Source organism: Paraburkholderia sp. ZP32-5 (assembly GCF_021390495.1).
Classification (GTDB): Bacteria; Pseudomonadota; Gammaproteobacteria; order Burkholderiales; family Burkholderiaceae; genus Paraburkholderia.
This window is the reverse complement of sequence record NZ_JAJEJP010000002.1, coordinates 2,289,169-2,314,278: the sequence shown is the minus strand read 5'-3', so window position 1 is coordinate 2,314,278 and position 25,110 is coordinate 2,289,169. Positions and strand designations below refer to the sequence as shown.

General features: G+C 60.7%; 22 protein-coding genes. 15 read left to right on the top strand and 7 right to left on the bottom strand.

The window, feature by feature from the left end:
- Positions 1-31: 31 nt before the first annotated feature.
- The 8 genes from sctT to L0U82_RS28990 all read left to right on the top strand — a co-directional run bounded on the left by sctT (position 32) and on the right by L0U82_RS28990 (position 9,235).
- Positions 32-895 (top strand): type III secretion system export apparatus subunit SctT, encoded by an 864-nt coding sequence (gene sctT / locus L0U82_RS29025; protein ID WP_233836485.1) that lies wholly within the window; start codon positions 32-34, stop codon positions 893-895.
- Positions 896-1,165: 270 nt separating this feature from the next.
- Complete coding sequence (locus L0U82_RS29020; protein WP_233836484.1) at positions 1,166-2,626, top strand: helix-turn-helix transcriptional regulator; 1,461 nt, start codon at positions 1,166-1,168, stop codon at positions 2,624-2,626.
- Between the two features lie 36 nt (positions 2,627-2,662).
- The gene (sctC, locus tag L0U82_RS29015) at positions 2,663-4,375 is read left to right on the top strand and encodes a type III secretion system outer membrane ring subunit SctC (RefSeq protein ID WP_233836482.1); all 1,713 of its coding nucleotides are present in this window, start codon (positions 2,663-2,665) and stop codon (positions 4,373-4,375) included.
- Positions 4,376-4,794: 419 nt separating this feature from the next.
- Positions 4,795-5,424, top strand: coding sequence for a superoxide dismutase (locus L0U82_RS29010; RefSeq protein ID WP_233837545.1), 630 nt, complete (start codon positions 4,795-4,797; stop codon positions 5,422-5,424).
- Positions 5,425-5,476: 52 nt separating this feature from the next.
- Complete coding sequence (locus tag L0U82_RS29005) at positions 5,477-5,992, top strand: DUF3455 domain-containing protein (protein ID WP_233836479.1); 516 nt, start codon at positions 5,477-5,479, stop codon at positions 5,990-5,992.
- A gap of 490 nt (positions 5,993-6,482) precedes the next feature.
- The gene (locus tag L0U82_RS29000) at positions 6,483-7,037 is read left to right on the top strand and encodes an RNA polymerase sigma factor (protein WP_233837543.1); all 555 of its coding nucleotides are present in this window, start codon (positions 6,483-6,485) and stop codon (positions 7,035-7,037) included.
- The gene (locus L0U82_RS28995; RefSeq protein ID WP_233836478.1) at positions 7,034-8,008 is read left to right on the top strand and encodes an anti-sigma factor; all 975 of its coding nucleotides are present in this window, start codon (positions 7,034-7,036) and stop codon (positions 8,006-8,008) included. Before L0U82_RS29000 ends, L0U82_RS28995 begins: the two co-directional genes overlap by 4 nt.
- 147 nt (positions 8,009-8,155) lie before the next feature.
- Entirely contained in the window at positions 8,156-9,235 is a 1,080-nt protein-coding gene (locus L0U82_RS28990; RefSeq protein WP_442793704.1) for a catalase family peroxidase, read from the top strand.
- A 97-nt stretch (positions 9,236-9,332) separates the two neighbouring features.
- Here the strand turns inward: L0U82_RS28990 and L0U82_RS28985 are convergent, their stop codons facing one another.
- The 4 genes from L0U82_RS28985 to L0U82_RS28970 all read right to left on the bottom strand — a co-directional run bounded on the left by L0U82_RS28985 (position 9,333) and on the right by L0U82_RS28970 (position 13,686).
- Positions 9,333-10,433: a TIGR03118 family protein gene (locus L0U82_RS28985; RefSeq protein ID WP_233836476.1), complete on the bottom strand. Its 1,101-nt coding sequence runs from the start codon at positions 10,431-10,433 to the stop codon at positions 9,333-9,335.
- 347 nt (positions 10,434-10,780) lie between these two features.
- Entirely contained in the window at positions 10,781-11,611 is an 831-nt protein-coding gene (locus L0U82_RS28980) for a response regulator transcription factor (RefSeq protein WP_233836475.1), read from the bottom strand.
- Between the two features lie 280 nt (positions 11,612-11,891).
- Positions 11,892-12,338: a type II 3-dehydroquinate dehydratase gene (locus L0U82_RS28975; RefSeq protein ID WP_233836474.1), complete on the bottom strand. Its 447-nt coding sequence runs from the start codon at positions 12,336-12,338 to the stop codon at positions 11,892-11,894.
- A gap of 4 nt (positions 12,339-12,342) precedes the next feature.
- Positions 12,343-13,686, bottom strand: coding sequence for an MFS transporter (locus L0U82_RS28970; RefSeq protein WP_442793680.1), 1,344 nt, complete (start codon positions 13,684-13,686; stop codon positions 12,343-12,345).
- A gap of 125 nt (positions 13,687-13,811) precedes the next feature.
- On the opposite strand from L0U82_RS28970, the gene L0U82_RS28965 reads away from it, so the two are divergent.
- Complete coding sequence (locus tag L0U82_RS28965) at positions 13,812-14,597, top strand: IclR family transcriptional regulator (protein WP_233836473.1); 786 nt, start codon at positions 13,812-13,814, stop codon at positions 14,595-14,597.
- Here L0U82_RS28965 and L0U82_RS28960 read toward each other — a convergent pair whose 3' ends face one another.
- The 3 genes from L0U82_RS28960 to L0U82_RS28950 are packed head-to-tail and all read right to left on the bottom strand — an operon-like array spanning position 14,598 to position 17,688.
- Complete coding sequence (locus tag L0U82_RS28960; RefSeq protein WP_233836471.1) at positions 14,598-15,539, bottom strand: dihydrodipicolinate synthase family protein; 942 nt, start codon at positions 15,537-15,539, stop codon at positions 14,598-14,600.
- Between the two features lie 44 nt (positions 15,540-15,583).
- Positions 15,584-16,795 (bottom strand): CaiB/BaiF CoA transferase family protein, encoded by a 1,212-nt coding sequence (locus L0U82_RS28955; protein ID WP_233836469.1) that lies wholly within the window; start codon positions 16,793-16,795, stop codon positions 15,584-15,586.
- Positions 16,792-17,688, bottom strand: coding sequence for an HpcH/HpaI aldolase/citrate lyase family protein (locus L0U82_RS28950; protein WP_233836468.1), 897 nt, complete (start codon positions 17,686-17,688; stop codon positions 16,792-16,794). Before L0U82_RS28950 ends, L0U82_RS28955 begins: the two co-directional genes overlap by 4 nt.
- Before the next feature lie 75 nt (positions 17,689-17,763).
- Here L0U82_RS28950 and L0U82_RS28945 point away from each other — a divergent pair, with 75 nt between their 5' ends.
- From L0U82_RS28945 to L0U82_RS28920, 6 genes are all read left to right on the top strand, one after another.
- On the top strand, positions 17,764-18,642 hold the full coding sequence (locus L0U82_RS28945) for a LysR family transcriptional regulator (protein ID WP_233836467.1): 879 nt from the start codon (positions 17,764-17,766) through the stop codon (positions 18,640-18,642).
- A gap of 186 nt (positions 18,643-18,828) precedes the next feature.
- Complete coding sequence (locus tag L0U82_RS28940) at positions 18,829-20,289, top strand: MmgE/PrpD family protein (protein WP_442793679.1); 1,461 nt, start codon at positions 18,829-18,831, stop codon at positions 20,287-20,289.
- 158 nt (positions 20,290-20,447) lie between these two features.
- On the top strand, positions 20,448-21,788 hold the full coding sequence (locus L0U82_RS28935; protein ID WP_233836465.1) for an MFS transporter: 1,341 nt from the start codon (positions 20,448-20,450) through the stop codon (positions 21,786-21,788).
- A 147-nt stretch (positions 21,789-21,935) separates the two neighbouring features.
- Positions 21,936-22,838: a glycosyltransferase family 9 protein gene (locus tag L0U82_RS28930; protein WP_233836464.1), complete on the top strand. Its 903-nt coding sequence runs from the start codon at positions 21,936-21,938 to the stop codon at positions 22,836-22,838.
- Positions 22,835-23,785 carry a glycosyltransferase family 9 protein gene (locus L0U82_RS28925; RefSeq protein ID WP_233836463.1) on the top strand — a complete coding sequence of 317 codons (951 nt, stop codon included), beginning with the start codon at positions 22,835-22,837 and terminating at the stop codon, positions 23,783-23,785. The genes L0U82_RS28930 and L0U82_RS28925 overlap by 4 nt, the downstream gene beginning before the upstream one ends.
- A 57-nt stretch (positions 23,786-23,842) precedes the next feature.
- On the top strand, positions 23,843-25,099 hold the full coding sequence (locus tag L0U82_RS28920) for a hypothetical protein (RefSeq protein ID WP_233836462.1): 1,257 nt from the start codon (positions 23,843-23,845) through the stop codon (positions 25,097-25,099).
- Positions 25,100-25,110 lie beyond the last annotated feature (11 nt).

The window sequence follows — 25,110 nt, the reverse complement described above, 5'->3', positions numbered from 1 at the left end:
AGCCTGCAAATAAGCCAAAAACGAGTCGCACATGAATGAACTGTTGAGCCTCTACGGCCCCACGCTGATCCAGCAATTCACCGTGCTCGGCATCTGCACGATCAGGCTCTATGCGGTGATGACGTTATTTCCGCCCACCGGATCGAGCGTCGTGACCGGCACGCTGCGCAATGGCATCGCGTTGATGTTCAGCGCCTATATTGCCGCCGCGCAGCCGGCGTCGTTCGCGCAATCGCTGACCGGACTGACACTTCTGACGGTCGGGCTGCGCGAAGCATTGATCGGTACGGTGCTCGGTTTCGCGGCCTCGAGCGTTTTCTGGGTGGCCGAGGGCGCCGGCACCTATCTCGACAATCTGACCGGCTTCAACAATGCGCAGATCTCGAATCCGATGGATCAGCAGCAGGCAACGCCTTCGTCGACGTTATTGAGCCAACTGGCGATCGTCGCGTTCTGGACGCTCGGCGGCATGCAGTTTCTGCTCGGCGGATTGTACGAATCGTATCGCTGGTGGCCGGTGGCGTCGTCGACACCGATGTCCACCGACTTTCTCGAAGTATTCGTATTGCGCGAGACCGATACGCTGATGGAAACGATCGCGAAGCTGGCCACGCCGATGCTGTTCGTGTTGCTGCTGATCGATATGGGCGTCAACCTCGCGTCGAAGTCCGCGCAAAAGCTCGAACTCAGTTCGTTGAGCCAGCCGATCAAGGGCGCGGTCGCGATCCTGATGCTGGCGACCGCGTGCGGTGTGTTCATCAACAACGTGCGCGACCAGCTCGATTTGCGGCTGTTTCCCGAGCAGATTCGCCAGATTGCCCAGCAGCCACAGCATGCGTTGCGGCAAAGCGTGCCCGAAAGTACGCCCCCGCAGGCCACCAAACCGTCCCCCTGACACTTATCCGCTGCTTATCCGCCAATCCATTCCTCAAAGATTCTCAACACCGGCACCCCCGATTCTCAACAGTTTTCAAATCTGTTGGTTTCGTCAGTTTGTTTGAGAATTCGCGTCCGCCCGTTGCGTAGATTACTCACAGACGTCTGTCGCGGCACGCGGATCGAAATACCGACCGCCTTGCAATGCGACAGCAGTTTGCGCGAGGCAGGGGCATAGCTGACCGATCTCCTTCTCGCGCCTACCCGATAGCCTGGATGAGAGGATTTCATGTTCGCTAGCCTGTATTTCCCATTTATTTCGGCGCTCGCGTCGACAGCCGCGCCCGAGGGGCTGACGTCGATGCTGCGCGATGCACGCGTGAGCGCGGCGCTCACCTGCGCGAGCCGCTTCGCCGATACCTGCGAGGACGAAGCGAGCTTGCCGCTCGCGGTGCAGTTGCAGGCCGACCTGCAACTGTCGGTCAATCTCGAACTCGATGCCGAAGACGCGTACCGTCAGTCGCAAAAGCTGATGCGCGCGAGCAAGCGCGAAGTGCGCGTGGCATCGTCGCGCAATACCGGATGGCAGGCATTCCAGCGTCATCGCTTCGGCACCGCGATGGCGTGCTTCACGCGTGTCGTCGACGAACCGGGCGTGGACCCGCGGCGGCGCGTCGAGGGCATGTTCGGCATGCTGTGCGTGCTGTTCGAACTGGGTCATCTGCGCGACGCGGTCAGCCTGCTCGATGCAATCGAAGCCGATGTCGTGGCGTCGTTCGATCAATATCCGGAAGCCGGCGACTGGCACGAACTGATCGACACGTTGCGCGTCGACCTTGCGACGCAGCGCGAACTGCGCTCGAACCCGCAACTCGGCGACCACGTGTACTGGCAATCGAGTCTCGCGAGCGAGCCGGGTCTGCTCGCACCGGCGGAATGCGGCCACGCGCGGCGTATCGCAACGTTGGCGGCCGGCATCCGTTCGCCGCTGCTGCGCGGCCGCATCGACTTTCTGGCAAACCTGCGCCGCGTGGCCGCCGGCGAGCGCAGTGCGATGCAAGGGTTGAACGCGCATCTGCAGTGGGCGATCAACAATAACCTCGTCGCCTATCAGCGCACGCTGCGCACGGAGATCTCGCTCGCGTGCCTCGCGGGTGGCGCGGCGCAGATGTCGGAGACGGTGCTGGCGCCGCTCGCGGGCGACGGCCGCATCGCGCACGGTCATCGTCATCTGGAGTACCTGTACTGCACCGCGAAGACTCGCCAGATGCAGGGCCGCAGCCACGATTCGATGGAGCTGTACAGCCGCTACGCGCTGACCGCGATGCAATGCCTGCGCGATACCTCGCGCGCGCTCGCGGCCTACACGCAACGCTGCCGTCACCAGACCGACGTGCTCGACGACGACGTGGCCGCGCGCCTGCCGGCCAAATATCGCCGCGCCTATCGCTATCTGCTGGACAACCTCGAACGCAGCGATCTGTCGGTGCGCGAAGTCGCGGCTGAAATCGGCGTGACCGAGCGCGCGTTGCAGAGCGCATTCAAGAACAGTCTGGGCGCGACGCCCACCGAGATCATCCGTCAGCAGCGCATGGAGCGCATTCATGCCGCGCTGCAAAGCAACGACGCGCAAGGCGATCAGGGCGTGCTCGACGTGGCCAACAAATGGGGTGTGCAAAGCCGCTCCACGCTGGTCCACGGGTATCGACGCCAGTTCAACGAAGCGCCGTCCGACACGATCAAACGCTGATTCATTCCTTCTCATCTTCTTCGCAAGTCTGCCACTATGAAACTCAAAGCCGGCCTGGGCGCCATCGGCCTTTCCCTCTGCCTCGCGATGAACCCGGCGCATGCCGCGCCGGTCGCCTGGCGTCATATGACGGTGCATCTGACCGTCGATTCCAAAGACCTGAAAGATGTGTTGCGCGACTTCACCGCCAGTCAGGGCATCGTCACGACGATTGCGCCCGACGTGCAGGGTACGGTGTCGGGCACCTTCGACCTGCCGCCGCGCAAGTTCATCGATACGCTGGCGGCCACCTTCGGCTTCGTCTGGTTCTTCGACGGCACCGTGCTGTCCATCAGCAGCGCCAACGACGTGACCAGCCAGCTGATCAAGCTCGATTTCGCCAACATCCACACGCTGCAAAGTTCGCTGAAGGAAATGGGCATCGACGACGGCCGTTTCCCGATCTCCTACGACGAGACGCAGGGCACTGCGCTCGTCACCGGGCCGAAGCGCTTCGTGTCGCTGGTCAGCGATCTCGCGCACCGTATCGACCAGAACGCCGATCGCCGCACCGGCAGCGAGGTGCGGGTGTTTCATCTGAAGCACGGTTGGGCCGCGGATCACGATGTGATGATCGACGGAAAGTCCGTCAGGGTGCCGGGTGTTGCGCATATTCTGCAAAGCCTCTACCAGCAGTCCAACGATACCGATGCTCAAACCGCCTCGCGGCAGGACGCCAGCAATCTGGCCGCGACGGGCACCGACCGCGTGCCGCCGATGCCGGACGCAAGCGGTCTGCTCGGCGGCGGCGGGCCGTTCGGCGGCAAGGGCGGCGGCATTCTGCCGCCGTTGCCGGGCAGCTTGAGTGGTGCCAACGGGGCCAATAGCGACGGCGGTTATGGCGGCTACGGCAACGGCCAGGGACAAAGCGGCGGCCAGGACGCGAGCGCGGGCACCGGTGCGGTGCCGAAGAGCGCGGGCTCGTTGCCGGTGATCCAGGCGGATGCGCAGACCAATACCGTGCTGATTCGCGATCTGCCGGATCGTATCGGCGAATATCAACAGCTCGTCGACCGACTCGATGTGAAACGCCAGGTGGTCGAGATCGAAGCACATATCATCGAGATCGATGACAACGCACTGAAGCAACTCGGCGTCGACTGGCATGCGCAAAGCGGCGACGTGTCGCTGACGTCGATCAATAGCGGGGGTTTCGCGAACGCACCGGGCGCCAATTTCAGCGCGGTGCTGGGCAATAGCGGCAGGTTCTTCCTCGCCAATATCAGCGCGCTCGAAAGCCAGAGCCTCGCGAAGATCGATTCGAGCCCCAAGGTCGCGACGCTCGACAATGTCGAGGCGACGATGGATAGCAAGACGCGCTTCTTCATTCCGGTGCAGGGATATACGTCGGGAGATCTGTATAGCGTGTCGGTCGGCACGTCGTTGCGCGTGATGCCGATGATCGTCAACGAAGGCGACAAGACCGAGATCAAGCTGCGAGTCGCGGTGGAGGACGGTCATATCACCGGCGAAGAGGTGTCGAAGATTCCGGTGGTCACCACCAGCAGCATCAATACCGAAGCGGTGATCTATCAGGGCGAGAGCCTGCTGATTGCCGGCTATAAGGTCGACAGCAATACAAACGGCGTGTCGGGCGTGCCGGGGCTGTCGAAGATCCCCGTGCTCGGTGCGTTGTTCCGCTATCACCAGAGTTCGGATAGCCATATGCAACGGCTCGTGTTGCTGACGCCGCGGGTTATCGAGTTCTGACCAGACCCGCGAGCGAGTTCCGGTTCTTGCCGCGACTGGTAAGGGACTTCTCGACGCTAATGGGCCGAGGCAGCATCGCTGCGCTCGGCCCTTGGCTTACGAAATAGTACTTTGTGCGACCAGGCTGTCATTGTGCTGTCATGTTTCGTCGGCTACGCGAGCAGATCACGGGTGTCGAAATAACAGGGAATAGACGCGCGAGTCCGGCGTTATGTGGGTGCAGCCTCGGCCAACCGGCAATGGAACGGTGGCCGCATTCTCCCCACACCTACGGACTCGCCATGTTTAAAACGCTTATTTCGCGCCGTCGCCTGATTGCAACCGGATTGTTGTCTTCAGCCGGTGCCGCGCTCTCCAGGTTTGCACTCGCCACTACGACGCAGGATTCAGCGGCTTCGCCGCAAACCGGCGCGAAGCCGATGGTAAGCGTCGTTCCCGCCTATCTCGGCGCTTCGCCGCAAACACTGCCGCCGCTGCCTTACGCGGAGAATGCGCTCGAACCGGCGATCTCGGCTCGCACGGTCGCGATTCACTACGGCAAGCACCATCGGGCGTACTTCGACAATCTGCACAAGCTGCTGGCGGGCACGCCGCTGCAGCAGGCGTCGCTCGAGCAGATCATTATCCAGTCGCACGATCAGCCGGCGCTGGCCGATGTATTCAACAATGCCGCGCAGGCATGGAATCACAACTTCTACTGGAATTCGCTGAGTCCCGCCGCGACCGCGCCGAGCGCAAAACTGCAAGCGGCGATCGAACGCAAATTCGGTTCTATGGAAGCACTGTCGAAAGCTCTGGTGGCGACGTCGGCATCGCAATTCGGCAGCGGCTGGGGATGGCTCGTCGTCGATCGCGGCGAGCTTGCAGTGATCAAGTCGACGAATGCTGAAACGCCGACTACGCGCGGTCTGGTGCCGCTATTGACCGTCGACGTCTGGGAACACGCGTATTACCTCGACTACCAGAATCGCCGTCCGGATTACCTCGTGGCAACCGTTTCGAGTCATCTGAACTGGGCGTTTGCATCGGCCAACTTCGAGCGTGTCTGATCCGGCGCGGACCGTATTGCGTGTTCTTCGCCATCCATTCAAGGAGAAATCCATGTCCACGAATCTTCTGCAATCGGGCGTGTCGATCATTGCCCTCGCATTGACATTAAGTGCCTGTGCGATGACGCCCGCCGTCGCGCCGTCGTCCGCCATCGATCCGCCCGGAGCCGAGCGCGCGATGACACTGGTCGCATCCGGCGTACAGACCTATGTGTGCAAGTTCGACGCGCAACATCATCCTGAATGGGTGTTCAGGAGCCCGCAGGCGACGCTATACGACGCGAGCGGCCGCGCGGTGGTTACGCATTCAGCGGGGCCGTCATGGAAAGCGGAAGACGGCAGCCGCATTGTCGGGCATGCAATCGCGCAGTGGCCGAGCAGCACAAAAGCAAGCGTGCCGCAACTCTTGCTCGAAACCCATAGCACCGGCGCAAACGGAATACTGTCGTCGGTGCGCTATGTACAACGGGTGAACACGATGGGCGGCGTGATGCCGTCGCAAGCGTGCTCGACGGCGGATGAGGTCGGCAGCTCTCCCTACCTCGCGGAATATGTGTTCTATAAATAGCGGACCAAGTTGACGGCGACTCCGCGCGATCGTTCGAGTCGCCGCAAAGATCTCGCGCTATTCGCTGCAAAGCGGAGTACCGGTGTCGCCTGGAGCGTTGGGCGGTGCGTGGATTGCCGACGCTATGTTCTTTTCCGGCTATGGCTAATGCCGGAGATAAAGACTCATTGAAAGCTTTTCGTTAATTTGTTTAGCGTCGGAAATCCGTTCGTTTAGACAGTCCCGCTTCAGGAATAAACCCGCTAGCATTTGCTTACAATTTTTCTGGTGCGCACCGCGTCTGGCAAAGTCGCGTGAAGGGCCTTGCCACGATGGCTCCGCGCTTGTGACTGCAATGGAAATTGCTTATGTTGGGCCTACCTCGCCTTGTTATTGCGGCAGAACAATATTTAACGTTCGCTGTACAATCGCCGGGCTTTCTTACTCTGCAGTATTGGCCAAGTTTCGGTCGGCGGGCCGGCCGGCAATTCCTGCTTTTAGCCAGTCAATCATGTCAACAGCAGATGTCGAGAATCTGCCCAGTCTTCTGCCGGATATGCTGCCACGGCTCTGGGCATTTTCTCTGCGCTTGTGCCGCAATCAGCACGACGCCGAGGATCTCGTTCAGCGTGCCTGCGTGCGCGGGCTCGAACGCGCTCATCAATTGCAGCCGGGCACTTCACCGCTGAGCTGGATGTTTTCCATCGTCCATTCCACCTGGATCAGCGAGTTGCGCGCGCGCAGCGTGCGCATGCGTTCGAGCCTCGAATGGGACGACAACTTTCTCGAGACCGTGCCCGATCCTGGTGCGCGCAATCCTGAAACGACGCTGATCAACACGGAAATCATCGCGGCCGTCGAGCGCCTGCCCGAAGCGCAACGTACGGTGATGATCCTGGTCGCGGTCGAAGGATTGAGCTATGCCGAAGCAGCCGAAGTACTCGACGTGCCGATCGGCACGATCATGAGCCGGCTGTCCCGCGCGCGGCAAACCATCGGCGCGCAATTCGAAACCCGCGACGCCCCGGCGGCGCGGGCCGTCAGAACCCAGCGAGCAACGCAATGATGATCGATGACGCCAATCTGTTGGCCTACGTCGACGGCGAGCTGTCGACGGACGAACGCGCGCAAGTCGAGGCGGCGATCCGCGAATCCGACGAAATTGCATCGCGGGTGTCGATGCTGCGCGCGTCGCAACTCCCCTATGACGAAGCATTCGGGCAACAGGTGATACCGCCTGTGCCCGAGTCCTTGAGCCGCAGCGTCGACGAATTGATTCGTCAACACCTGGCGCGCGCGTCCGCAGAGCCAGCTCAGCCAGCTCAAGCGGCTCAGCCGGTGCAACGCATGGACGACGCCAGCAATGATGGCGACGCCGAAGAACTCTCCAGCGCCGGCGCCAATGTGCATCGGCTCAAGCCGCGCGCGCGATCACTGCCGCGGCTGTCGTGGCCGAAGCTTGCGGTGGCGTTCGTTGCCGGTGCATTCTGCGCCGGCATCGGACTGCATCTCGTGCCGCAACTGGCGGGTGGCGGCAGCTTCATCAGTGCGTCGAACGATTCCGGCATGTCGCCGTGGGTCAGCGCGGCAGCGGCCTATCAGCAGCTTTACACGCGCGATACGATCGCGCAGTTGCAACCCGATTCGCAGGTGACCGCGCGCACGGTCTCCGATATTCGCGAGGTCGATAATCTCGCGTTGCAGATTCCCGATCTGAGCAGTCAGGGTCTGACGTTCAAGCGCGTACAGCGGCTGCGGTTTCACGGCAAGCCGCTGGTGCAGATCGTCTATCTGCCCGAGAAGGGCAATCCGGTCGCGCTGTGCGTGCTGAAAGAGGCGAAGGCCGACGCGGCGCCGTCGAGTACCAGCGTCGACGGCATGAAGGTGGTCACGTGGCGTCGCGGGCAACTCGGCTACGCGCTGATTAGCGAGCCTGCTGCCGCCGATCTCGGCGCGCTCGGCAAGCAGCTGTACAACGGCGAAGTGTCGGCCACCGTCAGCAGCAACGACGCGCGTAACGACATTCGCCGGGGCTGATCCGGCCGGCGTCGAGCACATGTACCGGGCTATTGATCAGTTGGCACGTCGTCGCATTCCACGTTGCGTTCAACGTTGCGTTTCATGTCGACTCGCAACGCCGATGCCGCGTTGCCGCGAGCTTCGATCTCCGGCCACGCGGGCCCGATGAAGGCCGGGCGCTCGCGCGAGTTGGCGCCCCGCGCTCAACGGTTTGATCTGGCGCTGCGATGGTTCGTAGTCGTCGGGGTACCCGCGACGCTCGCCGCGCTGTTCGTCTGGTGTGGCGGATGGTTTTCATCACGGCTGAGCGCGCCGCGCATCGTCGATGCGTTCGAGGCGACCACGACACCGCATCCCGGCTTCCGGCGCAATCACGCGAAAGGCGTGTGCGTAAGCGGCTATTTCGACAGCAATGGACAGGGCGAACTGGTGTCGCGCGCCAGTGCGTTCGTGCGCGGCCGTTATCCGGTGGTCGGGCGGCTGTCGATGCCCGGCAGCGATCCCCGCGAAAACGACAGCAACGGCGCGGTGCGCAGCTTTGCGCTGCGTATGGCGCTACCGCGCGGCGAAGACTGGCGCCTCGCGATGAACTCCGTACCGATCTTCGCCGTACGCACGCCGCAGGCGTTGTTCGAGCAACTGAACGCGGACGCGCGCGATCCGCGGACCGGTCGTGCAGACCCCGCGAAAATGCAGGCGTTTCTGAACAGCCATCCGGAGGTCCGCGCGTTTGATCGGTTCGTCGATCAACATCCGCCGTCATCCCGTTACGACAACGCGACGTACTACGGCATCAGCGCGTTCCGGATGACCGACGTGCACGGTATCAATCGCTTCGTGCGCTGGGAGGTGGTGCCCGACAATGCCTATGTTCCCGCCGATGCACAGCAGCGACGCGATCCGGACTTCCTGCTTTACGGCCTGATGGCGCAACTTTCTAACGGCCCGTTGCGCTGGCATCTGATGCTGAACATTGCGATGCCGGGCGACGTGATCGATGACTCGACACGACAATGGGCGACAACGTCGCGGCGGCCACGCATCGACGTGGGCACGCTGGTTATCGAGCGGGCGCAGACACAAGTCGATGGTCCGTGCCGCGATATCGTGTTCGATCCGACGATGCTGCCCGACGGCATCGCGCCATCCGCCGATCCGCTGCTTGCCGCGCGATCCGCGACATATCGCGTGTCGTACGAGCGCCGCACGCGTGAAGAGGCGGTTGCCGGCATGAGTGGACATTAAAGACCTTCGCTGCCGCAGTCTTGCCGCGGTTTGATGACGTCATGAAGCGCCGGGTCAGAACTTCTTCTGGCCCGGCGCTTTTTCTTATCGAACGATGTTATTGCGAGCTATCGATGCGACCGAACACACCGGTTGTCGGCGTCGGGCCTGCCGCGAAGAACAGCGTGTTGGACGGCTGATTATCGACGTCGTTGCCGAACTCGATACCCCACAGGCCCGGCTGCGTCACCTTGGTTCCGTCCGTTTGCGTGAGCGCGCCCTTCGGTGCACCGGTATTCGGATCGAACGCATTGATGGTGCCGTCGCCGAAATTGCCGATCAGCAGATCATTGCTGACAGCGCCGAATTTGGCCGGCGCGACAGCCATGCCCCACGGCGAATTCAACACGCCACCGCTGGCGATGCGGCGAAGCAGATGACCCGACAGATCATACGCATCGACGATACCGTTGCCCGCGCCGTTCTGCTGCTTCAGACCGTCCGGTCCGAGCTTCGCGTACGACACGAAAATCGTGCTGCCGATCGCCTGAATACCGAATGGGTTCATGCCGGCCGGAATAGTCGGATCGGTGAAGGCACCCGCAACCGACAGCTTCGTGAACGTCTTGTCGAACATATCGACTTTGCCATTGTGGAAGTCGGCGGCGTACAGCGTGCTCGCGCCCGCGTTGCTCGCAATGGTGAGCCCCGTGTATTCGGCCGCGCCTGCACCGTCGTCATGCACGGTGACAGCCTGGGTCGGCAGTACCTTCGGCGACCATGCGGCAATCGTGCCGGCGAGTGTCGCCCACATGAACACCGCGTTGGAGGTGGCGCCATTCGCGGTGATGGAGAAGTCGGGCGTGCTATTGAACAGCATGCCGGTGGGGCTTGCAAGCTTGCCGCTCGCAGCGGGCGGAATCGTGACGACGAGCGATTGGACCACGCCATTGCCGTCATAGAGCGTCGACTTCTGCGTGTTGTTGTCCGCGACCCAGAACGTGCCGGTCGGATTGAACGCGACGCCCCAACCGTTCTTCAGATTGGGATCGATGTTCGGTGCGCTGACGCTGCCGTCGGAGACGAGAACAGTTTCCTTGAACGTGCCGGCGGTGGAGGCGGGCGGCGGTGGATTGGAATCCGAACTGCTGCCGCCGCACGCGGAGAGACCGAATGCCGTAACGGCTGCAAGTGAAAGAGCGGTTGCAAGTGTGCGCATGTTAATTCCTGATTGGTGGGTGATGGGTCGATTCGTTGTTGCCTACGCAAAACGCCTTGCCTTTTGCGTTTATTCCGAAAAATCTGTCGAACGTTATTGGACTGATTGCATGTCGTTGAAGCGCTCTTTATTCCTTCTATTAGCCTTAATTTAAATTGGCATGGCTACGTATCTCGAAGACGAACACGGTCGGCGCACGACGCAGTGCGCTGATTGCATTGCTCGTGCTGAGCAAGGCCTGAATCAATGAGTTGACATCGAGGAATACGAGCTTCGCAGCTCGTGAGCCATGGGCCTATCGATGTGTGTAACGGTCAGTAGAGAGGTAGCTATAGCGTGCTGGCGATTCAGGAGATCGAATGCTGCCCTACATGGTTTTGATTAACGGGTCGAATTCGAGCAAACATATCCTGGCGAAGATGTACTGAATTTGCACTGTTTCGACCATATCCGGCCGAATCACTTTTGATCGCTTCAGCGTGTTCGCTGTTGTCGTCGAATTCGAGACGGTAGCCGAGCGAGTAGACCGTTTTGATGCGTACGTCGCTGGCATTACCCAGCTTCAGCTTGCGCCGCATCTTATGGATGTGCTGTTCGAGGGTTCGCCACACGAGGTCGAGGTCCTTGCCCCAGATCGCATGCGCAATATAGTTTCGCGTGAGAACTTTGCCCGGATTGGAAAAGAACAGCCAGGTCACCGCGAATTCGAATGCAGTCAGAGCGATTAGGATGCCGTCGCGTGTGACGGTGCCGGCCTGTTTGTCCAGCGAATACGGGCCGAAATCGATGCGATCGGGCCTTTGCGTGTTGACGCTGCGATAGCGATCCAGCGTGCTGATGGAGCGCGCGTACAGTTCGGTCAGGTTCAACGGCCCGACGACGATATCGTCGACGCCTGCGCTGAACGCATCGATCATGCTGGCGCTGTCGAAGCAATGGCCGATCACGATACACGGCAAGGTGAAGAGGCAATGGCAGATTCGCCACGACAACAGCGACATATACAAGCGCGGGTCATTGCCGGAATCCACGATGACGAGCGCGAGGTCGCCTCGGCTAAGCGATGCCACGGCCGGCAGGTCCGCGCATTGCACGCAGGTGAACTGATCGCGGGTTTCGAAAAATTCTTTGATCGAGTGGAATAAAGCGGCGCTTCGGGTCAGGATGGCGACTTTCATCAATGTGTCCTTGGGGCGATTTGAGTTCCGAGACAATTCCAGAACGCCCTGGCAAACGTTTTATTCCTTACGTGATGTCGCTTTCCTGAATCGGCTGCAGAAGGCCTGAAAGCCCCGCTGTATCGGGGCTGTTGGGTGGCGGGTGGGGGATGGATGTTCGAGCTGCGTCGGGTTTCTGGAGGTCGTGCTCGATTGTGTTGGGCTGGGTGCGATCGTGGCGCCGAGCCGTACTTCGGGAATGGCGCCGGACCGACCCACGTCCGGCGCGTGCTTTACCGCCTCAACTCTGACTGCCCCACAAATCGTCAATCGCACGAATCGCGAGCAGATATCCGTTCGCTCCCGCGCCGCAGATCACCGCGGTGGCCGCCACCGAAATCGTCGAGTGCCGATATTCTTCCGAGCGCTTGTGGATATTGGTGATATGCAACTCCACGACCGGCCGGCGAATGAGCTTGACCGCGTCGAGCACCGGAATGCGACCGAATGAAAAGCCAGCCGGATTGATGATCAGCGCGGCGTCCTGCAGGAACGCTTCCTGAATCCAGTCGATCAACTCGCTTTCGCTGTTGGTCTGGCGGAATACGCAATCGAATTTCAGCGCATCGGCGAGCGTCAGGCAGTTCTGTTCGATGTCCTTCAGCGTGGTACTGCCGTAAAGCTGAGGCTCCCTGACGCCCAGCATATTCAGGTTGGAGCCGTTGAGGATGTAGAGTTTGCGAGTCATGGTTTCAATGTGTCGAAGAGCGTTCCAGGGCCGTGCCGCGAGTTTCACGGGATATCGCGATCATCAGGAACGACAGCAGATTCAGCGAGCCGCAGACCGCTACGATCGCCCACGGGGAGCCGTTAAAAGCATTGAGCAGCGCGACGGCGACGATCGGCATCGGGCCGCCGGTGAGCAGATTGGCGCCCGAGTACGACAGCGCGGAGCCGGTGTAGCGCGCCTCGGTCGGAAAGGACTCGGCGAACCATACCGGCTGGATGCCGCTCTGGAACTGTGTGAAGCCGAGGAACGCGCCCATCACGGCCATCGTCATCGCGATCGAGTTCTGGTTGAGAATCGGGAAATAGATCAGACAGCAGATCAGCGTGCAGAACGAGCCGAGCATCAGCGCACGTTTGCGTCCGATCCGATCGCTCAGATAGCCGCCCGCCAGCGCGCCGACGATCGCGCACACATTGGCGACCATCAACAGCATGAAACCCGTCTGCTTCGGCACGCCGAGATGTTTCGTCAGATAGCTGAGAGAGAACACCACGATCAGATAGAACAGCGCGGCCGGTCCGCAAAAGAACAGCGTCAGACGCAGCGCGGTGCGCCAGTGATACTTGAAGACGATACCGAGCGGATTAGCCGCACGGGTTCGCGCACCGCTCTTGCCGAGCGCTTCGAACGCCGGCGTCTCGCTAACCTTCCTGCGGATATAGATGCCCAGCAGCACGAGCACGAAGCTCGCGAGGAACGGGACTCGCCATCCCCACGCATCGAAGTCGTCCGACGAAAGCAGCGCGGCCAACGTGAAGAGCGCGAAATTGGCGAGAATCTGGCTGAGCGGCGAGCAGATGCCGAGCAGGCCCGAATACCATCCACGTCGCGTGGCGGACGCATGTTCGACCGCCATCAGTTGCGCGCCCGTCGATTCTCCGCCGAGCGCGAAACCCTGGATGATCCGCAGCGAGACCAGCAACGTCGGCGCGAGGATGCCAACCTGGTGGTAGGTGGGCAGCAAGCCCATCAGGAACGACGACGCACCCATCACCGATACGGTGACCAGCATCAGCTTGCGGCGCCCCCAACGGTCGCCGAGCATCCCGCAGATCACCGCGCCGAGCGGGCGCGCGGCGAGCCCGGCCCAAAAGCTCGCGAGTGATGCGAGCAGCGAGGCGGTCGGGTCCAGCGACGGGAAAAACAGCTTAGGAAAGATCGTGGCCGCGACCACGCCATACAGCGCGAAGTCGAACCATTCGAGTGCCGTACCGACGGTTGCCCCTGCAACCGCGCGACGCGCCATCAAGTGGGCCTGCGCCGACTGCTCTTCAGCGGCGAGGTCTGAGTCAGCAAAAAATGACATGTTGTCTCCAATTCTCGATATGTTGAAACGTTCGTTTCTGGCGACGAACAAGTGCTATTGTTTGCGCTGTAAAGGAGGGGCGTTCCGCAGCGGAACTGCATTTTATATTGTGAGAACAACGAGAAATGTCGCTTAAAACCGGCCTGAGGATTCTCGATTTCCTGGCGTCGCAAGGTGAGGGCGCGGGCCTCGTGGCCATTGCCGACGCGTTGTCGTTGCCGCGCAGCACGTGCCACCGCGTGCTCAACGAACTCGTCGAAGGCGGGTATGTCAGGCAACTGGTCGACCACAGCCGTTACATTCTGACCATGCGCATGACGTCGAACGGGCTCGAATTCCTGAGCCTGACCGGCATCGCGGATATCGCTCAACCGATCATCGAACGCGTTGCCGCGCAGACCGGTGAGCTGGCGCGGCTATCGCTGGTCGACGGCGAGGCGATTATCTGGGTGGGTAAGGCGGACGGACAGCGCGTCGGCTTTCGCTACGATCCCGACATGGGTCAGGCGGCGCGGCTTTCATGCACGTCGACCGGACACGCGTGGCTGATGACGATGACCGACGAACAGGCAATCGCCCTCGTGTTGAAGCAGGGTTTCGGGCAGCCGAATGAGTTCGGCCCCAATGCGCCGACGACGCTGAAAGCGCTGCTGGGTTTTCTGCACGCAGCGCGCGTACGGGGTTACGCGATGATCGACGAGGTGTTTGCGCCGCGCATGTCAGCGGTGGCGACGCCGGTGGTCAGCGGCTCGCGCTGCGTCGGCGTGATCAGTCTGGCCGGTCCACGTGTGCGGCTGACTGCCGAGAAGATTCACGAGTACTCGGTGCTGCTGCGCGACGCGGCCAACGAGCTGGCGCAACTGAGCAATATGGCGGGGTTTCCTGGCCGGCCGCCACTCGGTAAAGGATGATCAGACTGTCGCCGCGACCTGCTCGATGCCGGGCATCGTGAAGCCCGACGCGTTCAGCAGGTCGCCGAGTGCCGCGCGGTCGGTCTCGTTGAGTTCGACCAACGGCGGGCGCACCGTGCCCCATCCCGAATCGTTCGAATAGATCGCGATGGCCGCCTTCAATGCGGGGATCATCGGATATCGCGCAAACGCGGCGCGCGTCGCATCGAGTGCCTTCTGACGTGCATCGGCATCGGCGTCCTGCCAGTGGCGATACAACTCGACGATACGTGCCGGATTGACGTTGCCCGTCGCCGTGATGCAGCCGACGCCACCCGCGCGCAGCGTCGCGAGCAGAAAGTTCTCGCTGCCGGCAAATACATCGAATCCATGCGGCTGAAAACGTTCGAGCATCGCACGAGTATTGTTCCAGTCGCCGGAGCTATCCTTGATGCCGGCGATGACGCCGGGATACGCGTGTAGCAATCGTTCGATCAGCGCGAGACTGATCGGCACCTGCGATACCGGCGGAATGTGATACAGGTAGATACGCAGATCGGTCGAACCGACCCGCTCGATGATCTCCGCGTAGCTGCGAAACAGTCCTTCGTCACTGACGCCCTTGTAGTAAAACGGCGGCAGCATCAACACGTTATGGCAGCCGCGCTGCAGCGCGTGGCGAGTCAGCTCGACCGAATCGCTGAGTGCCGCGCAACCAGTGCCCGGCATCAATCGTTCGAGTGCGATGCCAGAGTCGATCAACGCATCCAGCAAGTGCTTTTTCTCGCCGACGGACAGCGAATTGCCTTCGGAGTTGGTGCCGAACACCGCGAGCCCGACATCCTGCGCGACCAGCCAGCGGCAGTGGCGTACATAGCGCTCGTAATCGGGTTGCAGATTCGCATGGAACGGCGTCACCACCGGCGAATAGACGCCGTGCGGCCGCGGTGCTGCGTTGCTCATCGGGAGTTCCTCAGTGGAAAAGCCGCATGCCACCTGGAGCATCGTTATGTGTTGCCGGGATGCTCGACAGCGGCTACTTCGTCGGTAAAGTTGGCGCGAACCGTTTCTGAGTGCTCGCCCAGCGTCGGCGCGGAAAATGGCTGTGGGCCGGGCGTGCGACCGAACTTGATGGCTCGCGCGAATCCTCGATAACGACCGGCGACCGAATGCTCAAAGTCAGCGATCATGTTCTCCGCCTGAACCTGTGGCGAATCGAACATGTCTTCCAGCGTCGCCGCGCGGGAGCAGGGCACTTCTTCGCCGAACAATACTTCCCACTCCGCGGCCGAGCGCGCCTTTAGCGCTTCACGTAGCAGCGCAACGAGTTCTTTTTCATGCGATGCCCGTTTGCGCACCGTGTTATATCGTTCGTTCTCCGCCAATTCGGGCAAACCGACCTTGTTGCACAACGAGGTCCAGAAATGCGGCGTGTTCGCGGAGATGTATAGATAGCCGTTGCCGGTCGGATGAATGCCGGTTATGCCGCCCGAGCGCATCTCTCGACCGACGTCACGCGATTCGCCGTCAACCCACACCATACGGGCCGATTGCATCGTAAGGGCAGCGCGTAGCAGAGAAACACCCACGTATTGACCGCGACCGCTGCGCTCTCTTTCATAGAGAGCCGAAGCGACCCCGCCGGCCAGCAGCGCGGCGGCGTAATAGTCGACGACGGAGCCATAGATGATCTGCGGCTTCTCGCCCGACTTGCCCTGGAAGTGGCACATACCGGTCATCGTCTGCAGAACCTGGTCGTACCCGGCCTTTTCCGCGAGCGGACCCTGTTCGCCATAACCCGAGATAGCGCAGTAGATCAGACGAGGATTCAACTCGGCTAAGGCGTCGTAGCCGATGCCAAGACGCGGCGCTACGCTAGGACGGAAGTTATGGACGAGTACATCGGCGGTTCGCACGATGTTCAACAGCGTTGCAAGGTCCGCCGGCTGTTTCAGATCGAGGACGATGCTGACCTTGCTGCGATTGATGCCCATAAAAGCCCGGCTTTCGGACTCCAGCGTGGACGGATAGTGCCGCAGGTTGTCCCCTTTGGGCGGCTCGATCTTGATGACCTCCGCGCCTTGATCACCCAGTAACGTGCATGCATAAGGCGCCGCGATATACGCGCTCAGATCCAGCACGCGAATCCCGGAGAGCGGACCTTCGGGGCCTTTGCGCTGCCAGGGCAGCGTGGCCGATTCAGGCTGGCGGCCGCTCATTTGGTGACTTCCTCGTCGACCGTATCGTTGTTCAGCAATCCGCTTGCACTTGCGGCCGCGACGATCGCGCGCGCGCGAATCACGATGGGCACATCGACCATCTTGCCGTCTACCTTATAAGCGCCGACGCCATTTCGTTCCGCAACCGCCGCGGCCTCGACCACTTTTAACGCGTGAGCAATCTGCGCGTCGGTCGGGCGGAATGTTGCATTGGCAAGCGCAATCTGACTCGGATGGATGCAACTCTTGCCCAGGTAGCCGAGGCCATGCGAAAACGCTGCCTCGGCTCGAAAGCCCTCGGGATCCTGAATGTCGGCGAAAGACGAGTCGTAGGCGAATATGCCTGCTTCGGAGGCCGCCATCTTCACCGCGAGCATTACGTGCTGCACGATCGACTTATTGCTTCGATCGATGTCGTTCGGTTCGAACAGATCGACCATGCCCAGTTGCAAGCCCGCGACCCGAAGATCCGCGCTGGCCAGCTCGTAAGCGATACGTAACGCCCTCGGCGTTTCGATATTGAGCAGCAGTTTGATGGGGCGATCGACCCGATTGCTTGCTTCGGCTGATGTGATCTCGGCGAGTACCTGGCGTATCTGCTCGGGGCTATCCGGCTTGGGAAGATTGATCATGTCCACGCCATTTCGCACCACCGCGCGCACGTCGTCGATGAAGTAGGGCGTATCGAAAGCATTGACACGCACGACGATGGTTTTCCCTGACTCACGAGTCGCGCCGCTTTGCAGAAGCTCCTGCAAGTGCGCACGTGCCCGAGGTTTGGCGTCCCGGGCAACGGCGTCTTCGAGGTCGAAAGAAAGTCCGTCGGCCTGGCTCGCCAGTGCCTTTGGAAAGAGTTCGGGCCGTGACCCGGGAACGAAGAGTTTGCTTTTCATGCAGCCAGTCTGGGACTATCGAATCGAAAAATAAACTGACAAAATCTAGATTCAATCGATAGTTTCTATGGGGCTATGGAAAGCAAATTTCTCTCTCATTTCCTTCTGGTGGTCGACACCGGTTCGATAGCCGAAGCCGCTCGCCGTCTGGATCTCACGCCGGCTGGCGTGGCCCAGCAGATCCACGCGCTCGAAAAGGAACTCGGCACCCGGTTGCTCGCGCGAGCGGGACGCACGGTGCGGCCTACCGAAGCGGGTTATCGGCTGATCGAGCGGTGCCGGCCGCTCCTTCAGGAAATCGATGGTTTGAAACTTCACGTCAATCAGGAGCAAACCGCGGGAGAAATTCGCGTTGGCGCGATCAATACCGCATTGCACAGCATCATTCCGGACATGATGGCGTCGTTCTCCGTGCAATACCCGAACGTCAATGTGTCGATTCACTTCGATACGTCGGTGCGCCTGTTTCGGGCAGTGGAAAGCGGTGAACTGGATCTGGCCGTCTGTCTGCATCCTTCTTTCGATCTGACCAAGGATTTCGAATGGGAGCAACTGCGCGAAGAGCCTTTGATGGTACTCGCCCCCACTGCCTGGCGAGAGCGGGATCCGCATGAGTTGTTGCGTAACGAACCGTTGATTCGCTACCGCAGCGCCCTTGGTGGAGAGAAGCAGGCGAACCTGTATCTGCGCAAGCATGGCATCGTGCCTCGCGAGCGATTCCAATTGAGTTCTCTCGTTGCGATTGCAATGATGGTCGAGCGGCGGCTGGGCGTGTCGATCATTCCGGATACTTCGTCGCCGCTGACGAAGCGCCTGAAGGTCACTTCGATCGCGCTGCCGGACGAAGTGGAACAGCGGCGTTTCGGCATGATCTGGCCACGCAGTTCCGCTCATATGCGCTTGATTGCTGGTTTGATCAAGGCCGCGCATGAGGCATTGCGGAATGAAACGTAAGCGAGGAAACGTAAGTGGAGAGACGTAAGCGCTTTGTTATGTAACGTGTAATAAGGCACGTATTGACCCGCCCGGAAGATAGAAGATCTATGTATTGAAGCAAGGTTACGATTGTTTTTCCGCGAAGAGGTTGTCGATACCATCGTTCAACAGTGAATTCAACTACAAGAACGGCGGAGACAACCGATGAATCGTAGGAGTTTCGTATCGATGCTTTCCACTCTGGCCGCAAGCGGGCTGGGGTTTCCAATGACCGCGCTGCGAGCGGAAGAAACGAAGAACATTGCCGAGCGTCTGGCCGACTACACGTACTCGCTGACGTATGACGATCTCGATCCGGCAACCATCGAAGCAGTCAAAACACATCTCGCCGACGCATTAGGCTGCGGCGTGGCGGCGCTGAAACAGCGCCCGGTAGAAATTGCGCGCGAGGTCGCGCTGGCTGATTCCGGCGGTAACGGGACATCCACCGTAATGGGGACGTCGGCGCGAACCTCGCCCGCATTGGCCGCATTCGCTAACGGCGCCGCGATTCGCTATTACGATCTCAACGATGTCTATGCGGGCAAAGAGATCGGACACCCGAGCGACAACGCGACGGCATGTCTCGCGCAAGGCGAAGCGCAGAAGGCGCATGGCCGCGATGTGATTCTGGCGATCGCGATCGCCTATGAGATCGATTGCCGCTTAATGGACGGTGCATCCGCGAGTTCGCGCGGTTGGGACCACCCGATCTACAGCTTGCCGGCCGCCGCTCTCGCGAGCGGCAAGCTGATGAAGCTGACGCCCGCGCAATTGACGCAGGCCGTGAATATCGCCATCAACGGTCATATCGCGCTGAACCAGACGCGAGTGCAAACGATGTCGAACTGGAAAGGGCTCGCCGATGCGGACGCGACCCGAAACGGCGTGTTCGCGGCCGAACTAGCGCGCGGCGGCATCACTGGACCATCGCCGATATTCGAGGGCGAGGCTGGGCTATTCAAACAGGTGACGGGCCCGTTCACGGTGGATACGTCCGCCTTCGGCAACAAGACCCAACGCTTCAAGATCCGCGACTGCGCCGTGAAGTTCTATCCCGCGCAGGTTCTGACGCAAACGGCGATCATCGCCGGCATTGACGTTGCGAAGCAGGTGGGCGACTTGAGTCGCATCACAGCTATCGAAATCAGGACGTCGCAGCAGGGACGCTTTACCGCGGGGTTGGACAAGGAAAAGTGGGCGCCCGCATCGAGTGAGACGGCGGACCATAGCCTGCCCTATGTCACCGTTCGGGCGATGCTGGACGGTGATATCGGTTTGAACAGTTACCGGCAGGAAGCACTGCACGATCCTAAGGCGCTCGCGTTGATGAAGCGCACGACCGTCGTCGCCGATCCCGAGCTTACAAAGCTGTTTCCCAAGTATTACGTCACCGTGGTCACCGCGACGCTGGACAACGGTAAGACGTATAGCAAGCGCGTCGACGACGTGCCGGGCTTTGCGACGCATCCGATGACTCGCGCGGACTTCGAAGTCAAGTTCCACAAGAACGCCGATGATGTGATCGGCGCGCAGCAGGCGAACGCCGCGCTCGCACTGCTGTGGGACTTCGAGAATCTGGACGATATCTCGAAGCTCTTCACGCCGTTTGTTTTGCCAGCCTGACGATGAAGTCGCGTCTGGGCGGTACATAAAAAGAATCACGCCGCCCAACGCAGGCAACGCTTACGCGGACCACAGCAGCCGCAGCAACAGCCAACGCGACGAGGCCCACTATAAGCGCCCGCGCACACAGGTTTCCATCTGGAAATGGAGAGAGACAAATGAATGCTCATGGAGATAACCCGTCGGTGCTGCCGCGCCGCAGCGGCGTGCGTTGGCGGATCTTCTTTCTGCTTTTGCTACTGGTCAGCATCAACTATGTGGACCGGGCATCGCTGTCCGTCGCACTTCCTGTCATTAGCGCGGAGTTCAAGCTTTCCGCCGCGCAACAGGGCTTTTTGTTGAGCGCATTCTTTTGGACCTATTGCGCGATGCAGATTCCGGGCGGCGTGCTGGCTGACTGGCTTAAACCTCGTATCGTGATTGCCGGTGCCGCGATGATATGGGGGCTATTTCAGTGTCTGGGCGCGACCGCGACCAGCTCCGCGATGCTCGCGTTCAGCCGGCTCGGACTAGGCGCGGCCGAAGGACCCGTTTATCCGTGCGCGAGCAAGCTCAACGCAACATGGATGCCGCTGAAGGAACGCGGCCGCGGCGCAGCACTGCTGGATGGCGGCGCGCCGCTTGGCGCCGCGTTTGGATCGGTGATCATCGCCGCGCTGATATCGGCGCTTGGATCGTGGCGGCTTGCCTTTCTGATCGCGGGTCTTGGCACGATTGCCTGCGGCGCATTTGCGTGGTGGTACATACGCGATACGCCGCAGGCCCACCCGCGCGTCAACGAACTGGAACGCGCCTACATTACGGAAGGCCAGCGCGACGATTACGACACGAAGACGGACCGTCCGGTCACCAACAAACAGATCTTCAGCAGCCCTTCGATCTGGTTGATGTTCATCGGCTGGATCTGCTGCAACACGATGTGGGTCGGCCTGCTTTCGTGGATGCCGAGCTATCTGGCCAATACCCAGAAGCTCGAAATTAGCGCGGTGGGCGGCTTTTCTTTCATTATTTTTCTGTCCGGCTTTGTCGGAGAAATCGTCGGCGGCTCGGTGCTGGATCTGTTGATTCGTCGCAACGTGTCACGGGGCGTAGCGTGCCGCATCGTTTTCGGCATTTCAGCGGTCATCGCTACTACCGCGCTGTTCGCGGTTGCGCATCTTCACGACATCACCACGATCGTCGTCGTTCTGGCGGTTGCATTGTTCTTTACGCGCTGGAGCAATCTGTATTGGGCTATTCCAACGATGCTCGTCGCATCGGAAAAGATTGGTCTGGTCGGCGGTTCGATGAATTTCGGCGCCACTGCTTTCAATGCGATAACAACTATTCTGATCGGCCTGATCATCAAGGAAACAGGTTCGTATTCGTATGCGCTGACGTTCTTCGCAATGTCAGGGGTGTTGTTGCTGATCTGTTCGTTGTGCATTCGCTATCGCCGTGTCGATGGCGATGTCAATGCGGCGATCGGCGCGAAGCTCGATTCGACGTACAGTTCCTGACATTGGCATTCCGTCGTAAATATCCGTAACGAGGTTCGTAACTCAAGTAACTGCTCCGAAATATAGACTGCGCTGTGTTCGACGCAAGGGGTTCTCCGTTCAATCGGGGTCGTCCGGCAATGCGCGCAATATCCGTGGAGCAGTTTGATGCGACGTGTTATTCCGGTGAGTTCGCGTGTGGCGATCGTGCTGTCACCAGCGTTGGGCGATTCGCTGCTGATGATGACGGTCGCGCGCAACCTGCGAAATAGCGGCATCGAGGTCACGGTATTCGGTCGTCAGGCGGTGTATCTGAAAGACTGGTTCCCGAACACGGATATACGGCATGAGCTCGATGAAAAGGATCTGGACGAACAACTCCGCGACTTCGATCTGGTAATTCAGCTGCATCGCGATCGACCATTCGCGGACCTCGACCGGCGACATCACAACGTGATGCTGCTCGATCATGTTTGCCGGGCGCATTCGCATGAGGCGATGGCGGAGCGGCTCGCGCGCTGCTGTCGTGAAGAAATCGGCCTGGGTGAGGCCGGCAAGGACAACGGCATCTGCGCGCCGCTCAAGCTGCAGCATCGCAAGCATATGCGCAGGGTCGCGATTCATCCGATGGCGAGCACGTCGGATAAACGCTGGCTCGCGTCGCGATTCATCCAGCTCGCGCAAGTGCTGCGCGAGCGCGGCTTCAGTCCGCAGTTCGTCGTCGCGGCGCAGGAGCGTACCGAGTGGGCGCATCTCGAACGAAGCGGCCTGTCGGTGCCGAAGCTCGATTCGCTCGCCGAGGTCGCCGCGTTGATCTACGAATCAGGCTGGTTCATCGGCAACGACTCGGGTGTCGGCCATCTGGCTTCGAATCTGCGCGTGCCCACGCTGTCGCTGTTCATGCGCAACGGGCTTGCGCGCACGTGGCGGCCCAGTTGGGGCGTTGGTCACGTGCTGGTCGGAAGCAACTATTTGCCGACCAGCTATCTGAAGGAACGTTACTGGAAATATATGCTGACCGTCGGCACGGTCATGCAGGCATTCGAGCGTTTATACGCGAGCGCGTCATGAGCGAGCCGGCGTCGCGTGACGACGGTGCTCAGTATCACGGACGAATCGCGATATCGATGTCGAACGCGCTCGGCGACACACTGGTGTTGATGACGATCGCGTACAACCTGCATCAGGCCGGCGTCGACGTGACGGTCTTCGGCTCGCAAGCGCATGCGCTGCGGCAGTGGTTTCCGCGTATTGCAATTTACCCGCTGCCGCATGGCACCGACGCACGAGCTGCATTCGCGCCGTATGACGTCGTGCTGCAGATGCACCGGCACCAGCCATTGGCGCATCTGCGCGATGTCCATCCCAACGTGCGCGATCTCGATGACGTGATCTTTGGCGATCGTCCCGGTTGCATGGCGGAGCGCTTCGCGGACTTCTGCCGCGACTCGCTCGGCTTGCGCGAAGTCGTGACCGGAAATGGAATTACGCCGCCGGCCACGCTGCGGCATCGTATCCATCAGCGGCGCGTCGCGATTCATCCGGAGGCGAGCACCGAAGACAAGCGCTGGCTGGCGGCGCGTTTTATTCGCCTCGCGCGGCAGTTGAGCAAGCGCGGCTATGAAGTGCATTTCGTGATTGCGCCGCATGAGCGTGAACGCTGGCGCGCACTGGAGCGTGCGGGCATTGCGATGCCCGAGTTCGATAGTGTCGATGCACTCGCGAGCTGGCTCTACGAGTCGGGCTGGTTCATCGGCAACGATTCGGGTGTCGGCCATCTTGCCTCCAATCTGCGGGTGCCGACGATCAGCCTGTTCAGACGTCGCGGGGTCTCCGAACGCTGGCGTCCCGCGTGGGGCACCGTCAGGGTCGTGCTGCCGTGGCAGTGGGTGCCAACCGCGGGGCTCAAGGAACGCTTCTGGCGTCAAACGCTGACCTGCAGCCGCGTGATGGCGGCCTTCAGGAGCATCGTGCGCGACGATAGCGCTTCAAGCGTCGACGGCGCGCTGACGCGCTGATGCGCTGATGCGCTGACGCGTTAGCGACCCGTCGCATTCAATGATTTCGCCATTCCGATGACTTCAACTCAAGCGGTGTTTCTGCACACCGGATACCGGACAGCCGGCACTTGGCTATGGTCGTGTTTTCGCGCGCTGGACGGCGTATTGGCTTACTACGAGCCTTTGCATGAAATGCTTGCGTCGATCGACGCGGCGACGCTCGCGAGCAGTACGTCGAACAGCTGGCGCTCGGGTCATCCACGGCTCGACGCACCGTATTTCGCGGAGTTCGCCGATCTGATCGAGTCTGGCGGACGCGGCATCGCTGGATTCGACGCGGCGTTTTCGATCGACCGGTTCGCGGACGCGAAGCCTGAGCACGCGGCCGGAATCGAGCAATACCTGCGCATGTTGATCGCTCGCGCATCTGAGCGGCAACGTGTACCGGTTTTCAAGTTCTGCCGCTCGCTCGGCCGGCTCGCGTGGTTTCGTGAAACCTTCCCGGACGTGGTGCATGTCGTCGTCGCAAAGAGCCCGCTGTTGCAGTGGCAGTCGTGCTGGGATCTGTTCGCGCTGCATCGCAACGCTCACTTCGTCGCACTGCCGTTTATGGTGCTCGCGCTCAATCGGCGCGTGCCGCTCGTCGAACAGGTACTCGCGAGCCTGCAGATCGTTTTGCCGCGCGAGCTTCAGTCGATCGACGAACTGACGATCGACGGCTGTCTCGCCGTCTGCAAGGCACACGTCTCCCGCATCACGCCGGCCGAGGCCTATCGCGCTTTCGTCGGATACTGGCTGCTTACGTTGAGGCATGCGGTGACGCACGCCGATGCAGTCTTTGATTGCGATCTGGCGATGGGCTCGCGTGCATATCTGAGCGCGGTCGAGGACTGGATAGCGCGCACGACTGGGCTGACGCCGTCGCTGCGTTCCGCGCGTTCAGGCGGTGCGGCGGGTCGTCGCTGCGCGCTCGGTGTGACGGAAGGCGCGGCTATCCATGTCGCGGCGATCGAATGTGGCAGAACACTCGTGCGCGACGCAGGCGTTCCCGCCGAGGCACTGTCGCTGTGGACGAACAAGCTCGTCGAGGCAACATTGAGTCTAAGTACCGACGCAAACGAGAGTAGCGCTCAATCGCGGATGCGCGACAAAGCTGCGATGCGTATCGTCGATCTCACGGTCGCGGAGAGTTTCGGCCGCGACGCTGTCACTGCGAGTGGACTCGCGACGACAAGAGCGGCACTCGGCATCGCCGCGCAGCGAGGCGACGGGCAGGGAAGCATGTTTGGGACGTTGGCGTCGTCGACACGTCGTCTGTTTCGAATTCCCTGACGAGCGCAATG

Bases quoted from the DNA above. Each gene is read 5' to 3' on its own strand.
- L0U82_RS28970 (WP_442793680.1), bottom strand. From the start codon at position 13,686: ATGTCATTTTTTGCTGACTCAGACCTCGCCGCTGAAGAGCAGTCGGCG.
- L0U82_RS29020 (WP_233836484.1), top strand. From the start codon at position 1,166: ATGTTCGCTAGCCTGTATTTCCCATTTATTTCGGCGCTCGCGTCGACA.
- L0U82_RS28960 (WP_233836471.1), bottom strand. From the start codon at position 15,539: ATGAGCAACGCAGCACCGCGGCCGCACGGCGTCTATTCGCCGGTGGTG.
- L0U82_RS28975 (WP_233836474.1), bottom strand. From the start codon at position 12,338: ATGACTCGCAAACTCTACATCCTCAACGGCTCCAACCTGAATATGCTG.
- L0U82_RS28935 (WP_233836465.1), top strand. From the start codon at position 20,448: ATGAATGCTCATGGAGATAACCCGTCGGTGCTGCCGCGCCGCAGCGGC.
- L0U82_RS29010 (WP_233837545.1), top strand. From the start codon at position 4,795: ATGGTAAGCGTCGTTCCCGCCTATCTCGGCGCTTCGCCGCAAACACTG.
- L0U82_RS28950 (WP_233836468.1), bottom strand. From the start codon at position 17,688: ATGAAAAGCAAACTCTTCGTTCCCGGGTCACGGCCCGAACTCTTTCCA.
- L0U82_RS28920 (WP_233836462.1), top strand. From the start codon at position 23,843: ATGACTTCAACTCAAGCGGTGTTTCTGCACACCGGATACCGGACAGCC.
- L0U82_RS28985 (WP_233836476.1), bottom strand. From the start codon at position 10,433: ATGCGCACACTTGCAACCGCTCTTTCACTTGCAGCCGTTACGGCATTC.
- L0U82_RS29000 (WP_233837543.1), top strand. From the start codon at position 6,483: ATGTCAACAGCAGATGTCGAGAATCTGCCCAGTCTTCTGCCGGATATG.
- L0U82_RS28990 (WP_442793704.1), top strand. From the start codon at position 8,156: ATGAAGGCCGGGCGCTCGCGCGAGTTGGCGCCCCGCGCTCAACGGTTT.
- L0U82_RS28930 (WP_233836464.1), top strand. From the start codon at position 21,936: ATGCGACGTGTTATTCCGGTGAGTTCGCGTGTGGCGATCGTGCTGTCA.
- L0U82_RS28925 (WP_233836463.1), top strand. From the start codon at position 22,835: ATGAGCGAGCCGGCGTCGCGTGACGACGGTGCTCAGTATCACGGACGA.
- L0U82_RS29005 (WP_233836479.1), top strand. From the start codon at position 5,477: ATGTCCACGAATCTTCTGCAATCGGGCGTGTCGATCATTGCCCTCGCA.
- L0U82_RS28945 (WP_233836467.1), top strand. From the start codon at position 17,764: ATGGAAAGCAAATTTCTCTCTCATTTCCTTCTGGTGGTCGACACCGGT.
- L0U82_RS28955 (WP_233836469.1), bottom strand. From the start codon at position 16,795: ATGAGCGGCCGCCAGCCTGAATCGGCCACGCTGCCCTGGCAGCGCAAA.
- L0U82_RS28965 (WP_233836473.1), top strand. From the start codon at position 13,812: ATGTCGCTTAAAACCGGCCTGAGGATTCTCGATTTCCTGGCGTCGCAA.
- sctT (WP_233836485.1), top strand. From the start codon at position 32: ATGAATGAACTGTTGAGCCTCTACGGCCCCACGCTGATCCAGCAATTC.
- L0U82_RS28995 (WP_233836478.1), top strand. From the start codon at position 7,034: ATGATGATCGATGACGCCAATCTGTTGGCCTACGTCGACGGCGAGCTG.
- L0U82_RS28940 (WP_442793679.1), top strand. From the start codon at position 18,829: ATGAATCGTAGGAGTTTCGTATCGATGCTTTCCACTCTGGCCGCAAGC.
- sctC (WP_233836482.1), top strand. From the start codon at position 2,663: ATGAAACTCAAAGCCGGCCTGGGCGCCATCGGCCTTTCCCTCTGCCTC.
- L0U82_RS28980 (WP_233836475.1), bottom strand. From the start codon at position 11,611: ATGAAAGTCGCCATCCTGACCCGAAGCGCCGCTTTATTCCACTCGATC.